This is a genomic window from Aeromonas sp. 25-248, from assembly GCF_053005425.1.
In genome coordinates this window covers 2,501-17,752 of sequence record NZ_JBRKTB010000009.1, presented here as the reverse complement: position 1 = coordinate 17,752, position 15,252 = coordinate 2,501, and the positions used below count along the sequence as shown (strand labels likewise).

The window sequence follows — 15,252 nt, the reverse complement described above, 5'->3', positions numbered from 1 at the left end:
CCACACATGAGCCGTGAATATGACTACTACTAGCTTGTCGCTCACCGAGTTGCTGGCTGCGCTGGGCACCCCGGAACGGGTGACCGCCCTCAAGGGGATCCGGCGCGGGATCGAGCGCGAATGTCTGCGCATCACCCCCGAAGGGACCCTGGCCCAGACCGATCACCCCAGAAGCCTGGGGTCGGCCCTGACCCATGCCAACATCACCACCGATTACTCCGAGAGCCTGCTGGAGTTCATCACGCCGGCCACCGACTCCATCGAGAGCCTGATCGAGCAGCTCGGCGACATTCACCGCCACACCATTCATCATCTGGGAGAGGAGCGGATCTGGCCCCTCTCCATGCCCTGCTTCGTCGGTGACGAGGAGAGGATCCGCCTGGCCCAGTACGGCAGCTCCAACATCGGGCGGATGAAGACCCTCTATCGCCAGGGGCTGAAGAACCGCTACGGCAGCCTGATGCAGGTGATCGCCGGGGTGCACTTCAACTTCTCCATGCCGGACAGCTTCTGGTGCGAGTGGCAGGATCTGGTGGGAGAGGGCTGCTGCAGCCAGCGCTTCATCTCCGACAAGTACATGGGGCTGATTCGCAACGTCTACCGCTTCGGCTGGCTGGTGCCCTATCTGTTCGGCGCGTCTCCTGCCATCTGCGACTCCTTCCTCAAGGGGCGCAAGAGCAGCCTGCCGTTCCAGAAGACCGGCAAGGGCACCCTTTACCTGCCCTATGCCACGGCTCTGCGCCTGTCCGATCTCGGTTACACCAACAGCGCCCAGGCGGGGCTCAAGATCAGTCATGACAGCCTGCCCTCCTATGTGAGCAGCCTGCGCCGGGCCATCAATACCCATGATCCCGACTTCGCCAGGATAGGGATCAAGGTGAACGGCGAGTACCGCCAGCTCAACGACAACGTGCTGCAGCTGGAGAACGAGCTCTACGCGCCGATCCGCCCCAAGCGCACCCCCCGCAGCGGCGAGAAGCCCTCGGATGCGCTGGAGCAGCGCGGCATCGAATACATCGAGCTGCGCACGGTGGACGTCAATCCTTTCACCCCGTTCGGTATCGAGGTGGATCAGATCCGCTTCTTCGATCTCTTCCTGGTCTGGTGCCTGTTGCGCCCGTCCCCCGTGCTCTCGGATGACGAGGTTGCCCGCAACCGCCGCAACCAGAACAAGGTGGTGCTGGAGGGGCGTCGCCCCGGCCTGACGCTTGAAGATGAGCAGGGCAATGCCATCGGCCTCAAGGAGTACGGCCTCAAGCTGTTCGACGAGCTGGCCGAGGTCGCTGCGCTGCTGGACCGCTGCTGTGGTCGCAACCGCTATCGCGAGACGCTGGCGATGCACCGTGAGAAGCTGCTCGACCCCGAGCAGACCTACTCCGCCCGCCTGCTCAAGCAGTTGCTTTCAAGCGGACAGGACAACGGCTGCTTCGGCGATGCGCTGGCGACCCGCTACCGGGAAGAGATGCTGGCCGGCGAGCTGCAGTACTGGGACGAGGCCTACTTTGCCGGCGAGGCGCGGGACTCCCTGGCCAAGCAGCGGGAGCGGGAACGCAGTGACAGTCTGTCGTTCGACGACTTCCTGGCTGACTATTTCGGTACCCGCCAGACCACGGTCTGAGGATGCCGCCAAGATGACGAAAGCCGCTCCCGGGAGCGGCTTTTTCATGGGAGCCCGGCGGTGGCCTGGCATAAAAAAACGGCCCGTTCGGGCCGTTTTGCATGGGGTGGTTCATCGGTCAGAGGATGAGACCACCGAAGAAGAAGCCGAGCGCCACTGCCATGGCGATGGTGGCCACACCCGGGATGAAGAAGGGGTGGTTGAACACGGCCTTGCCGATGCGGGTGGAGCCGGTGTCGTCCATCTCGACCGCGGCCAGCAGGGTCGGGTAGGTCGGCAGCACGAACAGGGCGCTCACGGCGGCGAAGGAGGCGATGGCCGCCAGCGGGCTGACACCCAGTGCCAGGGCGGCAGGCATCAGGGCCTTGGTGGTGGCACCTTGTGAGTAGAGCAGCATGGAGGAGAAGAACAGCACCACGGCCAGCAACCAGCTGTATTGGCTCAGCAGATCGCCGGCGAACGCCTGGATCTCGACCATGTTGCCCTTCACGAAGACGTTGCCCAGCCAGGCCACGCCCAGCACGCAGATACAGGCGGACATACCGGACTTGAAGGTCGGCATGTTGGTGATCTGGGCCGCGTCCAGTTTGCAGAACAGTACCATCAGGGTGGCGGCGGAGAGCATGATGCCCATGATGGCGCCATCACGGGGGATCGGCGGATTGCTGATGAGGCCCACGTTGCCGGAGATGGCGGTGGCATAGGCCATCACGGCCACGATGGAGGCGACGAAGATGCCGACGGAGAGCTTGGCATAAGGCTTGATCTCAACCTGACTGGTACCGCGCAGCTTGATGAGTCCCTTGGCTTTGCGCTCCAGATAGACTTCGTCCTGATCCAGCGGCTTGCCCAGCAGGTTGGCGATGAAGGCCCCCAGCAGACAGGCGATGAAGCTGGACGGGATGCAGATGGCCAGCAGGGTCAGGTAGTCGACGCCAAGCGGCTCCAGCATGCCGGAGAAGGCGACCACGGCCGCCGAGATGGGGGAGGCGGTGATGGCAATCTGGGAGGCAACGACCGCGATGGAGAGCGGACGGGAGGGGCGAATGCCCTGCTCCTTGGCCACTTCGGCGATCACCGGCAGGGTGGAGAAGGCGGTGTGACCGGTACCGGCCAGCATGGTCATCAGGTAGGTGACGACCGGCGCGGCGAAGGTGATGTGCTTGGGATTCTTGCGCAGGGCCTTCTCGGCCAGGTGCACCAGATAATCCATCCCGCCAGCCAGCTGCATACAAGCGATGGCGCAGATGACGGACGCGATGATCATGATCACGTCCCACGGGAGATAGGTCACCAGCTGATCGCTCGGGATGGGCATGCCCAGCCCCCAGGTCAGTACCAGTACCCCCAGACCACCGGCAAAGCCGATACCTATGCTGCCTATCCGGGCCCCCAGATAGATAGCGGCGAGCACGACAAGTAACTCGATTCCAATCATAGCGAACACTCCATTTTCCAGTTTTTTTAGGTTTTATTAGGCTGAAAAGCCAATTCCCGATGGGGCTGTGGAGAGACCGCTCGGGAATTGACTTTAAATGGGCCGGGATAACCCCGGCCCATCTGCTCGCTTATACGGTGGCTTCGCGGGTGTAACGCTTGGCTTTGTATTGCGGGTTCATCAGGTTCTCGATGGAGAGGATCTCGTCCAGCTGTTCGGCGGTCAGCAGGCCGCGTTCCAGCACGACTTCGCGGACGTTCTTGCCGGTTTGGGCACAGATCTTGCCGACGATGTCGCCTTCATGGTGACCGATGAAGGGGTTCAGGTAGGTCACGATGCCGATGGAGTTCAGCACGTGGTTCATGCAGATGTCCGGGTTGGCGGTGATGCCTTCCACGCACTTCTCGCGCAGGGAGATGCAGGCTTTTTCCATCAGGCTCAGGGATTCGAACATGGCCTGACCGATCACCGGCTCCATGACGTTCAGCTGCAGCTGACCGGCCTCGGCGGCGAAGGTGATGGTGACGTCGTTGCCGAATACCTTGAAGCAGGACTGGTTGACCACTTCCGGAATGACCGGGTTGACCTTGGCCGGCATGATGGAGGAGCCAGCCTGCATTTCCGGCAGGTTGATCTCTTTGAGCGCGGTGCGCGGGCCGGAGGAGAGCAGACGCAAGTCATTACAGATCTTGGAGAGCTTCATGGCCAGACGCTTGACCGCACCGTGCAGCATCACATAGGCGCCGCAGTCGGAGGTCGCTTCGATGAGGTCCTCTGCCGGCACGTAGGCACGACCGGTGATCTCGGCCAGACGCTTGATGGCAAGACCGGAGTACTCGGGCGGAGTGTTCAGACCGGTACCGATGGCGGTGGCGCCCAGGTTCACTTCCAGCAGCAGCTCCTGGCAACGCTTGATGGATTTGATCTCTTCACGCAGGGTGACGGCGAAGGCGTGGAACTCCTGACCCAGGGTCATGGGCACGGCGTCCTGCAACTGGGTACGGCCCATTTTCAGGATATGTTTGAATTCCTTGGCCTTGGCATCGAAGGCGGCGATGAGGGCTTCCAGAGCGTGCAGGGTGGTGTCGGTGCTGTTGACCACGGCCACGCGGAAACCGGTGGGGTAGGCATCGTTGGTGGACTGGCACTTGTTGACGTGATCGTTGGGGTTGATGACGTCGTAGCGACCCTTTTCAAGTCCCATCAGCTCGAGGGCGATGTTGGCCAGCACTTCGTTGGTGTTCATGTTGACGGAGGTACCGGCGCCGCCCTGATAGACATCGACCGGGAACTGATCGAAGCACTTGCCGGTGTTCAGCATCAGGTCGCAGGCTTCGACAATCTTGTCTGCGATCTCGGGACGGATGGTGCCCAGTTCACCGTTGGCCAGTGCAGCCGCCTTCTTGGTCAGGACCATGCCACGAACAAACTCGGGAACGTCAGAAATCTTCTGAGTGCTGATCTTGAAGTTTTCAACAGCGCGCAGGGTGTGCACGCCGTAGTAGAGGTCGTTGGAAACTTCTTTGGTGCCCAGCAGGTCTTCTTCAATGCGGACGTTCTTGATGTCGCTCATTGTTATGCCTCAGAAATCAAATAAATGGAAACGATCCTCACCGAGTGGTCGCGATTTCCCTACGCACATTTCATCCTGAAGCACCACACATCGGGTGGGGCAGTTGGGAGCCAGTTGCTCCCTGTGCAATGACTGGTGTTGATGTTACCCCAATTGAGGTATCCGGTATTAGACCTGGATCACTAAATTTGAGGCAACCTCAAATTTCTTGTGGTCATTAAACAGATATTGCAATCGGGCGATTAACTTTGACAGAACAACCACCTCAATCCCAGTTGGGCGGACAAATATTTATCCGTATTCCGGGGCCTGCGGCAGGAGAGGCTTGAAAAATGATCAAGCAACCCCATTTTAATGTCAGAAGACCTGAACCCGGCGCGCCAGCATCAGCGATGTGCGGCTGCCGACCGGACACCCCGGGTCCATTCATTCATCGCTCCGAGGTTGCTATGGGCAAGTTGTTACTGTTGTTGGTCGGGCTGGTATTGCTGGAGCTCACCGTCATGATCAAGGTGGGCTCCGTGATCGGGGCCTTGCCGACCGTTGGCTTGCTGGTGCTGACCGCCGTGCTGGGATCGTCGCTGGTGCGCAGCGAGGGGATCAAGACCCTGCTCACTGCCCAGCAGAAGATGCAGCTGGGGGAGATGCCCGGCCGCGAGGTGATGGGTGGCATGATGCTGGCGCTGGCGGGCTTGCTGCTGATTATCCCGGGATTTGTGAGCGATATTGTCGGCATCCTGCTGCTGCAGCCCTGGCTGCGCAACATGCTGGCCGACAAGCTGATTGGCAGCAATCAGTTCAGGATGCAGATGGGGGGTTTCCAGGCTCGCCAGCAGCCGTTTGAACCAGGCCCGGGCGATGACAGACCCGGACAATCCCCGCGAGGGGGTGGCAATACCATCGAAGGGGAGTTCGAACGCAAAGAGTAATCGCGAGCCCCGAGCTGTGCAGTCAGGGTTTCCCCTGATGGCACAGCCGCTCGAATCTGTGGCGGGCATACCCCCAAGCCAGCAATCCGGCGGCCAGGTTCGCCAGCAGCATCCCCAGATAGATCCCCTGTTCTCCCCCCAGTTTTGCCCCCAGCCAGGCCCCTGGCAGCAAGAAGACAAACAGCCTGATGCCGTTTATCAGCAGTGACACCGCCGATGCCCTGACGCCGTTGAGCGCCGATGCCAGCAGCATCACCATGCCCTGAAAGCCGTAGCCGATGGGGACCAGATGCAGATAGAGCACGATGAGTCGCACCACTTGCGGATGATCGCTGAACAGATCGGCGATGAAGGGGGCGAGAAGCCAGGTCAGCACGTAGACCCCAAGCTGGAACAGCAGGGCAAAGCGCATGCAGAGCAGCAGGGCGGCCTTGGCTCGGGCCGGATTCCCGGCGCCGCAGTTCTGCGAGATGAAGGGGGCCAGCACGGAAGAGAGCGCCATCATCACGATGAGCAGCAAGGCCTCGACCCGGGATGCCGCGCCGTAGGCGGCGACCACCTCGGTTCCGAGCCCGGCGAAAATGATCATCAACACGGCGTTGGCCAGTGGGTTGAGCATGTTGGTAAACGATGCGGGCACCGCCACATGGAGCAGGGCGCGCCAATGGGCCAGCAGCTGAGGGCGGGGAGAGAGGCGCCAGGTCAGCAGCGTCTCCCGCCTGCGCAGCAGATGGAGGCTGACCAGCATGGCCATCAGCCAGGAAAGGGAAGTGGCGATGGCGGCTCCCCGAATGCCCCACTCGGGGAAGGGGCCCGGCCCGAAGATGAGCAGAGGATCCAGCACGCCGTTGACCAGACCGGCGACCCCCATCACCAGACTGGGGGTCTTGGTATCCCCCGTGGTCCGGATGGCCGCATTGCCGACCATGGGCACGACCAGCATGGGGACGGTCAGATACCAGATGAGCATGTAGTCGTGGATGAGGGAGATGAGCTCGGCGCTGGCCCCCAGCAGGGTGAACAGAGGGGTAATGGTCATTGCCCCCAGCCCGGCGAGCAGACTCACCAGGATGACGGCAAGGAACAGGCAGTCTGTGGTGATGCGGGCTGCCTCGTCATGGCGACCCTGCCCCAGGGCATGACCGAGCAGGGCGCACAGGCCCGCTCCCAGCCCCATGGTCAGGGAGGTGACGACAAAGGTGACCGGGAAGGTAAAACTGATGGCGGCCAGCGCCTGGGTACCCAGCATGCCGATGAAGAAGGTATCGACCAGGTTGAAGGCCAGGATGGCGATGATGCCCAGGATCATGGGGCCCGTCATGCGCAGCAGCATGGGCGTCATGGGAGCGGTCAGCATGGGATTGGGTCGGCTCAAGGCAGAGTCTCTAGGTGCTTTGGGCCTGAATGTTGGCCGTCTCCATCCGCCTTCCTGATTGGGGATGGGTGATCCATCGAAGGTGTTCATAGTACGTGAAAATATTTTTTTTGTATTTGCCCTTGAAGGGCTAGCCCTGTTGCCCCAGATCAGGGGCATGACAAATTTGGCCGATTGCGGCCATTCCTCAAGCAACACAGAGACTCATTTTGGGAGAGTTATCGATGAAAATTCGTCCACTGCACGACCGCGTCATCATCAAGCGCATCGAAGCTGAAGCCAAATCCGCTGGCGGCATCGTCTTGACTGGCACTGCGGCCCAGAAGTCCACCCGTGGTGAAGTTCTTGCCGTGGGGACTGGTCGAATTCTGGACAATGGGGATGTCAAAGCACTGGCCGTCAAGGTGGGTGACAAGGTGATCTTCAACGAAGGCTACGGCGTGAAGACCGAAAAGCTGGATGGCCAGGACGTACTGATCCTGTCCGAAACCGACATCCTGGCGATTGTCGAAGAGTAATCACCCTCCCTCTTTTCCCGAATTGATTTAAGGATTGAAGAACATGGCAGCTAAAGAAGTTAAGTTTGGCAACGAAGCTCGCATCAAAATGCTGGAAGGCGTCAACATCCTGGCCGATGCCGTCAAGGTGACCCTGGGCCCGAAAGGCCGCAACGTGGTACTGGACAAGTCCTTCGGCGCCCCGACCATCACCAAGGATGGCGTCTCCGTTGCCCGTGAAATCGAGCTGGAAGACAAGTTCCAGAACATGGGTGCCCAGATGGTCAAGGAAGTCGCTTCCAAGGCCAATGACGCCGCCGGTGACGGTACCACCACTGCCACCGTACTGGCTCAAGCCATCGTCAACGAAGGCCTGAAGGCCGTTGCCGCCGGCATGAATCCCATGGATCTGAAGCGTGGTATCGACAAGGCCGTTGTGGCTGCCGTTGCCGAGCTGCAAGCACTGTCCACTCCCTGTGCCGACAACAATGCCATTGCCCAGGTAGGCACCATCTCCGCCAACTCCGACGAGAAGGTCGGCAAGCTGATTGCCGAAGCCATGGACAAGGTCGGCCGTGACGGCGTCATCACCGTGGAAGACGGTCAGGGCCTGGACGACGAGCTGGCGGTGGTAGAAGGCATGCAGTTCGACCGCGGCTACCTCTCCCCTTACTTCGTGAACAAGCCGGAAACCGGCTCCGTCGAGCTGGATGACCCCTTCATCCTGCTGGTGGACAAGAAAGTCTCCAACATCCGCGAAATGCTGCCGGTGCTGGAAGGTGTGGCCAAGGCGGGCAAACCGCTGATCATCGTGGCCGAAGACGTGGAAGGCGAAGCGCTGGCGACCCTGGTGGTCAACACCATGCGTGGCATCGTGAAAGTGGCCGCCGTCAAGGCGCCGGGCTTCGGTGATCGCCGCAAGGCCATGCTGCAGGATATCGCCATCCTGACCGGTGGTACCGTGATCTCCGAAGAAGTGGGTATGGAGCTGGAAAAAGCGACCTTGGAAGATCTGGGCCGTGCCAAGCGTATCGTCATCACCAAAGAGAACACCACCATCATCGATGGTGTGGGTGATGCCGCCCTGATCGAAAGCCGCGTGGCCCAGATCCGTCAGCAGATCGAAGAGACCTCTTCCGATTACGACCGTGAGAAGCTGCAAGAGCGCGTGGCCAAGCTGGCCGGCGGTGTTGCCGTGATCAAGGTGGGTGCTGCCACTGAAGTTGAAATGAAAGAGAAGAAAGCCCGTGTTGACGATGCCCTGCACGCCACTCGCGCAGCCGTGGAAGAAGGCGTTGTTGCCGGTGGTGGTGTAGCGCTGGTGCGCGTTGCTGCCAAGCTGGCCTCCCTGCGTGGTGACAACGAAGACCAGAACGTCGGCATCAAGGTTGCCCTGCGCGCCATGGAAGCCCCGCTGCGTCAAATCGTCATCAACGCCGGCGAAGAAGCCTCCGTCATCGCCAATGCCGTGAAGAACGGTGAAGGCAACTACGGTTACAACGCCTACACCGAACAGTACGGCGACATGCTGGCCATGGGTATCCTGGATCCGACCAAGGTAACCCGTTCTGCTCTGCAGTTCGCCTCGTCCGTCGCTGGCCTGATGATCACCACAGAGTGCATGATCTCCGAGCTGCCGAAGAAAGATGCACCTGCCATGCCTGATATGGGTGGCATGGGCGGTATGGGTATGATGTAATCCCGTCAAGTCATCAAACGGCTCGCTTTTGCGGGCCGTTTTTTTTAGTGCTACTAAGCTGAAGTTGTTGATAGTGAAATGATCTGAGGTGAACATGCGATACTTAGGGCTTCTCCCGTTACTCCTTTCCCTGGCCTTGCCGGGCATGGCGCAGGCGACACCGCAGGGGCCGGTCATTCTCAAGGTGACGGGGAATCTGGACCCTGCCGACCCGGCAGATGGAGAGGTGCTGTTCGATATGGCCATGATCCAGGCGCTGCCGCAGCATGAGGTGGTGACGAGCAATCCCTGGGTGGACAAACCGCACAAATACGTAGGGCCGAAACTGGCGGACGTGCTGACGGAGGTGAAGGCCAACGGCAAGAGCATCACGCTCACCGCCCTGAACAGTTTCCAGATCCGGATCAACTGGGATAAGGTCAAGCAATACGATCCTATTCTGGCCTGGCAGGATGACGGGATGACCATGCGGGTACGTGACAAGGGGCCGCTCTGGTTTATCCTGCCACTGGATCAGCATCCCGAACTCAGGCGTTCCGAGTTCACCGACATGATGATCTGGCAACTGAGTGCGATCGACATTCAGCAGTAAAAACGGTGGTTTACGGGAGTACTGGGTGAAAGCGAAGACCAGGGCCTGGCCCTTACTCGGCGTTCTTTATCTATCCATTCTGTTGTTCACGGGTAGCACCCTCTATTGCCTGGTGCAGATACAAAATGCGACCCGGGTGATGGAGAAGTACACCTATGACGTCTCCTGGGCATTGATGCAGTTGCAGCTCGAGCTGGGCCGCTTTCTCAATGCCGTCGAGATTTACCACTATGGCGGCATAGACCAGGAAGCCCTGCTGCTCCGCTATGACATTCTCTGGAGTCGTACTCCCATCCTCCTGAGCGGCCAATTGAGAAAAAGCCTCGCGGACAATCCAAAGACGCTGCGGCTGGTGAAACTGACCGAAAGCAGTATCCGCAAGCTGGAGCCTGATTTGGTCAGGCTCAAACCGGGGACGCCGGATTACCAGCAAGTCATGATGACACTGGCGCCCTTGCAGGAACCCCTCTCTTACTCTCTTGCTTCCGTCATGCAGAACAACATCAACGTCTATACGGGCAACGACGCGCGTTTTGGCCAGTTGCGCAATGCCCTGCTGTTCATGGTGTCGGGGCTGGTGGTGTCCGTCATTCTGCTCAGCGGCCTGCTGGTGCGAGAAGCCAGGCGCCATTTCAGGACCGCTAGGATCGATCCCCTCACCGGGCTCGCCAACCGGCTGGCGCTGCTGGAAAAGATGGATGCCTATGTCACCCGTGATACCTCCTTCGGACTGGTGCTGGTCGACATCAACGACTTTCGCGATATCAACAGCAAGTTTGGCTACAACACAGGGGACCTCCTGCTGCAAGAGGTGGCAAAGCGGCTGCGCGCCCTGTGCGAAAACGGGGAGTGGGTGGCGCGTTTGGGGGGAGATCAGCTTGCCATGCTGCAACGGGAGGGGAGCGATCTTCGCCAGGTCAGGGAGCTCGTGGCCAGAGTACTCCACTCGATCAAGCAAGACATCATCATCGACAACTACCCTTTCCGGCTTGAGGTCGGTATCGGTATCGCCTTCTTCCCGACCGACAGCAACCAGACCCAGGAGTTGCTCAGCCGGGCGGAGCAGGCCCTCTCTCACAGCCGCAAGACCCATGTTCCCTATGTCATCTATGACAGTTCCCTGCTCAACGAGACGGCCAGGCGCAAGCATCTTGCGTCCGACATGGTGATGGCACTGGAGCACAATGCGCTCGAGCTCTATTACCAGCCCATCGTCAATCTGGAAAGTGGCCGCTGTGAAGCCGTGGAGGCGCTGCTGCGCTGGCGCCATCCCGAGCTTGGCTTTATCCCGCCCAACGAGGTGATCCAGGTGGCGGAAGAGTTTCAGCTGGCTGAGAAACTGGGTGGCTGGGTATTGAATACCGCATGTGAGCAACTTCATCAGTGGCAGCACCTGGGTTTGGTGGACTTGCAGATGTGCGTGAACATCTCCCCGGGCATGTACCAGCGCAACCTGTTGAAGTTGGTGGCCAGAGCGCTGATGGAGCACCATATTCCCGCGTCCAGCCTGGTGCTGGAGGTGACGGAAGACACCACCATGCGCGAGGTCAAGAACTCGCTGCAGTTGATGCAGGATCTCAGCCAGCAGGGTGTGCATCTGGCCCTTGACGACTTCGGCACCGGCTACTCCTCCCTCAGCTATCTGCAGAAGCTGCCGGTGAGCAAGGTGAAGATAGACAGGTCCTTCATCCAGGGTATCGACACCTCTATCGAGGCGGCCGAACTGGTCGCCAACATCTGCCGTATGGGCTCCATGCTTGGCAAGAAACTGGTATGTGAAGGGATCGAGACTCAGGGGCAGCTCGATGTGCTGCGTTCATTGACCGACATACATCTGTATGGGCAGGGATATCTGTTCAGTCGCCCGGAGCATGCCGAAAAGGCCTATCAGACATTGCTGGAGATGGAAGAGCGCTGGTTGGCCCGGCGCTCGCCGGACAAGGCATATCTGCGTTGAACGATATGGCTCATGTCTCACCGGGCCCGGCCGATAGTCTCTTGGCAGGAGGTACACAATGGATATTTCTAGTTCTGCAAATGCGTCGTTCGGTTCTGCACTGATGGTGGCCAGCCTGGCCAAAAAGCAGCAGACCCAGGAAGGCGAATCCGCACTGAAACTGCTGGAAACAGCAGCGCAATCCGCTCCGGCTGCGCCGACATCGGCCAGCGCTTCCCTCGGAAGCAAGATCGATATCCGCGTCTGAGCGATAAAAAAGCCCCCATCTCTCGATGGGGGCTTTCTTTTTATTGGGTTGTTACCTGTCAGGCTCAGACCGGGAAAGGGGCCGGTGCCTCGAAAGTCATCCGCTCGCCGCTTCTGGGGTGGCTGATGGTCAGGCTGGCCGCATGAAGATAAAGGTGCGGTGCAGCCGTCAGCGCATCCGGGTTGGCGTAGAGGTTGTCGCCGAGGATGGGGTGACCCAGCTCCAGCATGTGTACCCGCAACTGATGGGAGCGACCGGTAATCGGGGTCAGCTTGATCAGGCTGTTGCCGTTCTCCACCTTCAGTTTCTGCCACAGGGTGAGGGCATGACGCCCCTCCTCAAAATCCACCTTCTGCTTCGGCCGGTTGGGCCAGTCGACGCAGAGCGGCAGATCCACTTCACCCGCATCCAGCACCGGTTCACCCCACACCCAGGCGAGGTAGTGCTTCTCGGTCTCACGCTCTCGGAATTGCCGGCTCAGCTCCCGGTGGGAGTTGGGGGTGAGCGGGATCACCAGCACGCCGGTGGTCGCCATGTCGAGGCGATGGGCAGCCGCCGCTTTGGGGTGCTGCTGCTTGACCCGATGGAGCACGCTGTCTTCATTCTCGGGGCCGCGTCCGGGGACGCTCAGCAGGCCAGTGGGCTTGTTGACCACCATGATGTCCTTGTCCTTGAACAGGATATCGAGCCAGGGTTCCAGGGGCGGTGAGTATACAAACATAGCGTCTCGCATCTTTGGTCAAAGTGGGGGCAAGCCCCCATTAGTTATGGATTACCACGATAAAAGTGCATGGCAGCCAACTCGCGTTGGGTTTGGCCATTTCACCGTTTTATCAGTTATGGGTAACCACAATAAAGCGGATGGCATCCAGCTTGAGCTGGGTCTGGTCGATCAGGTGGTGCAATTCTGCCTGCAGATTGCGCAGATAATCCAGTTCGCTGTCGCGCACGTTCGGGTTGACCGCCTTGAGCGCTTCCAGCCTGTCCAGATCCTGCTGCAGGGTCTGCGCCATCTGGGCGCGGGCCTTGTCGACAATCCCGGCTTTCAGCTCTTCGGCAATGGCCTGGCCCTTGCCAATCAGGCCGTGGATCACCGGTTGGGACGCGGTGACCAGCTTGCTGCCGAGGTGGCGATTGACCGGAGTCAGCTGGCGGTTGAAGGCATCGAATGCCACTTTCTCGCCCAGATTCTGGCCGTTCTTGTCCATCAGCAGACGGATCGGCGTTGGCGGCATGAAGCGATAGAGCTGGGGATGGGCTGCAGACTCGGCGACAAAGATCAGCTCAAGCAGGATGGAGCCGATGGGCAGTGCCTTGTTCTTGAGCAGTGCGACCGAGGTGGCACCGATCTCGGAGCCCAGGATCAGGTCGATACCGCCGCGCATCATGGGGTGATCCCAGGAGAGCAGCGCCATGTCATCCCGCGACAGGGCCGTGTTGCGATCGAAGGTGATGGTCATGCCGTCTTGTGGCAGGCCCGGGAAGCTGGAAACCAGCATGTGATCCCCGGGGGTCAGCACCAGCGCATTTTCACCGCGATCATCCTGGTTGACGCCGATCTCGTCGAACATCTTGAGGGCGAAGGAGATCATGCCGGTGTCGTCATCTTCGGCGGCCAGCTTGTCGACCAGCTGCTGGGCGGCGGCTCCACCGCTGGAGTGGATCTCCAGCAGGCGATCGCGGCCCTGCTCCAGCCGTGCCTTGAGCGGCTCGTGCAGTTCGCGGGTCTTGGCCAGCAGGGCGTCGAGGGCTGCCTGATCGCCGGTGTTGGCGGCCAGCAGCTCGAACAGCTCGTCACGCACCGCTTCAAATACCGGTCGGGCAGTCGGGCAGGTCTGCTCGAACGCGTCCAGACCATCGTGATACCAAAGCTGCAGGGCGCGCTGGGCAGTCCCTTCCAGATAGGGAACGTGGATCTCGACGGTATTCTGCTGACCGATACGATCCAGGCGGCCGATACGCTGCTCCAGCAGATCCGGGTTGAGAGGCAGATCGAACAGCACCAGATGGCTGGCAAACTGGAAGTTGCGGCCTTCTGAGCCGATCTCGGAGCAGAGCAGCACCTGGGCGCCACCCTCTTGCTGGGCAAAATAGGCGGAGGCCTTGTCTCGCTCAAGGATCGACATTCCTTCGTGGAACACGGCACCACGGATCCCTTCACGGGTGCGCAGCGCCTCTTCCAGGGCGATGGCGGTGGCTGCTTCGGAGCAGATCACCAGCACCTTCTGCTGACGGGCTGAGAGCAGCAGTTCAAGCAACCATTCGACGCGTGGGTCGAACTGAGTCCAGGTAGCGTTGTCGCTTTCGAATTGCTGGAAGATCTTCTCGGGATAGAGGTAGCGCAGGGCGCGAGTCTGCAGATCGCCGCCATTGCCACCCATCATGCCCATCACCTTGATGGCGGTCTTGTACTGTTCCGGCAGCGGCATGGGGTAGACGTTGAGGTGACGCTCGGGGAAGCCCTGAATATTGGCGCGGCTGTTGCGGAACAGCACCCGGCCGGTGCCGTGTTGGTCCAGCAGCTTGGCGACAGCCTGCTGACGGGCAGTTGCATCGCTTAAGTCCAGCCCTTCCAGCTGGCTGGCAAGGATTCTTTTAGCTTCATTGCTCAGGGGCTCGCCATCCAGCAGCTCTTGCGCTGCGCCGGCGACCTGACCGTAGGCTTGCTCCTCGGCGAGGAAGGCGTCGTAGTCGTAGAAACGCTCCGGGTCGAGCAGACGCAGACGGGCAAAGTGGCTCTGGTGGCCCAGCTGATCCGGGGTCGCGGTCAGCAGCAGCACGCCCGGTACTTGTTCGGCCAGCGCTTCCACCATTTCGTAGGCGCGGCTGGGGGCCTCCTCACTCCACTCCAGATGGTGCGCTTCGTCGACAACCAGCAGATCCCACTCGGCTTCCAGCACTTGTTCGAAGCGACGACGCTTCTTGCGCAGGAAGTCGAGGCTGCAGATCACCAGCTGTTCGGTCTCGAAGGGGTTCTCCGCATCGGCGAACGCCTCGATGCAGCGCTCCTCGTCAAACAGGGAGAAGTGCAGGTTGAAACGGCGCAGCATCTCGACCAGCCACTGGTGCTGGAGCGTTTCGGGCAGCAGGATCAGCACCCGATGGGCGCGGCCGGAGAGCAACTGCTGGTGAATGATCATGCCTGCTTCGATGGTCTTGCCCAGACCCACCTCGTCTGCCAGCAATACGCGCGGGGCGTAGCGGTGACCCACTTCATGGGCGATGTAGAGCTGGTGCGGGATCAGACTGACTTTCCCGCCAGCCAGGCCGCGAGTCGGGTTGCGGCGACGCTGGTGCTGGTTGACCAGCGCTTCGTAGCGCAGGGTA

The 15,252-nt window shown here is 60.2% G+C and carries 12 protein-coding genes (1 of these 12 running past the window's edge); 7 read left to right on the top strand and 5 right to left on the bottom strand.

The features are described from left to right. The first annotated feature begins 19 nt into the window (after positions 1–19). Entirely contained in the window at positions 20–1,618 is a 1,599-nt protein-coding gene (gshA, locus tag ACVDHI_RS13580; RefSeq protein ID WP_447212171.1) for a glutamate--cysteine ligase, read from the top strand. Positions 1,619–1,736: 118 nt separating this feature from the next. Here the strand turns inward: gshA and ACVDHI_RS13575 are convergent, their stop codons facing one another. After that, positions 1,737–3,056, bottom strand: coding sequence for an anaerobic C4-dicarboxylate transporter (locus tag ACVDHI_RS13575; RefSeq protein WP_010673132.1), 1,320 nt, complete (start codon positions 3,054–3,056; stop codon positions 1,737–1,739). A 130-nt stretch (positions 3,057–3,186) separates the two neighbouring features. Beyond that, the gene (gene aspA, locus ACVDHI_RS13570) at positions 3,187–4,629 is read right to left on the bottom strand and encodes an aspartate ammonia-lyase (RefSeq protein WP_041210979.1); all 1,443 of its coding nucleotides are present in this window, start codon (positions 4,627–4,629) and stop codon (positions 3,187–3,189) included. Between the two features lie 449 nt (positions 4,630–5,078). Between aspA and ACVDHI_RS13565 the strand changes: the two genes are divergently transcribed. Then, a complete protein-coding gene (locus ACVDHI_RS13565) occupies positions 5,079–5,558 on the top strand; it encodes an FxsA family protein (RefSeq protein ID WP_039040009.1) in 480 nt (159 codons plus the stop codon). Positions 5,559–5,580: 22 nt separating this feature from the next. Here the strand turns inward: ACVDHI_RS13565 and ACVDHI_RS13560 are convergent, their stop codons facing one another. Beyond that, a complete protein-coding gene (locus ACVDHI_RS13560; RefSeq protein WP_447212191.1) occupies positions 5,581–6,915 on the bottom strand; it encodes an MATE family efflux transporter in 1,335 nt (444 codons plus the stop codon). A gap of 242 nt (positions 6,916–7,157) precedes the next feature. Here ACVDHI_RS13560 and ACVDHI_RS13555 point away from each other — a divergent pair, with 242 nt between their 5' ends. The 5 genes from ACVDHI_RS13555 (at position 7,158) to ACVDHI_RS13535 (ending at position 11,925) form a co-directional block, all read left to right on the top strand. Next, positions 7,158–7,451, top strand: a complete 294-nt coding sequence (locus ACVDHI_RS13555; protein ID WP_005309514.1) for a co-chaperone GroES — start codon at positions 7,158–7,160, stop codon at positions 7,449–7,451. 43 nt (positions 7,452–7,494) lie between these two features. After that, the gene (groL, locus tag ACVDHI_RS13550; RefSeq protein WP_010673136.1) at positions 7,495–9,129 is read left to right on the top strand and encodes a chaperonin GroEL; all 1,635 of its coding nucleotides are present in this window, start codon (positions 7,495–7,497) and stop codon (positions 9,127–9,129) included. Positions 9,130–9,223: 94 nt separating this feature from the next. Further along, positions 9,224–9,721, top strand: a complete 498-nt coding sequence (locus ACVDHI_RS13545; protein ID WP_029313815.1) for a molybdopterin-binding oxidoreductase — start codon at positions 9,224–9,226, stop codon at positions 9,719–9,721. Between the two features lie 25 nt (positions 9,722–9,746). Beyond that, complete coding sequence (locus ACVDHI_RS13540; RefSeq protein ID WP_029313817.1) at positions 9,747–11,678, top strand: putative bifunctional diguanylate cyclase/phosphodiesterase; 1,932 nt, start codon at positions 9,747–9,749, stop codon at positions 11,676–11,678. Positions 11,679–11,736: 58 nt separating this feature from the next. Beyond that, a complete protein-coding gene (locus ACVDHI_RS13535; protein ID WP_010673139.1) occupies positions 11,737–11,925 on the top strand; it encodes a hypothetical protein in 189 nt (62 codons plus the stop codon). A gap of 64 nt (positions 11,926–11,989) precedes the next feature. On the opposite strand, the gene rluA is transcribed toward ACVDHI_RS13535, so the two are convergent. Together rluA and rapA are read right to left on the bottom strand one after the other, a co-directional pair. Beyond that, positions 11,990–12,646, bottom strand: a complete 657-nt coding sequence (gene rluA, locus ACVDHI_RS13530; protein WP_042014863.1) for a bifunctional tRNA pseudouridine(32) synthase/23S rRNA pseudouridine(746) synthase RluA — start codon at positions 12,644–12,646, stop codon at positions 11,990–11,992. Positions 12,647–12,758: 112 nt separating this feature from the next. Beyond that, a protein-coding gene (gene rapA, locus ACVDHI_RS13525) for an RNA polymerase-associated protein RapA (protein WP_447212170.1) crosses the window boundary here: on the bottom strand, positions 12,759–15,252 show its 3' portion. Its footprint extends 374 nt past the window's final position; only the last 2,494 of its 2,868 coding nucleotides appear in the window; the start codon falls outside the window, past its right edge; it ends in the stop codon at positions 12,759–12,761.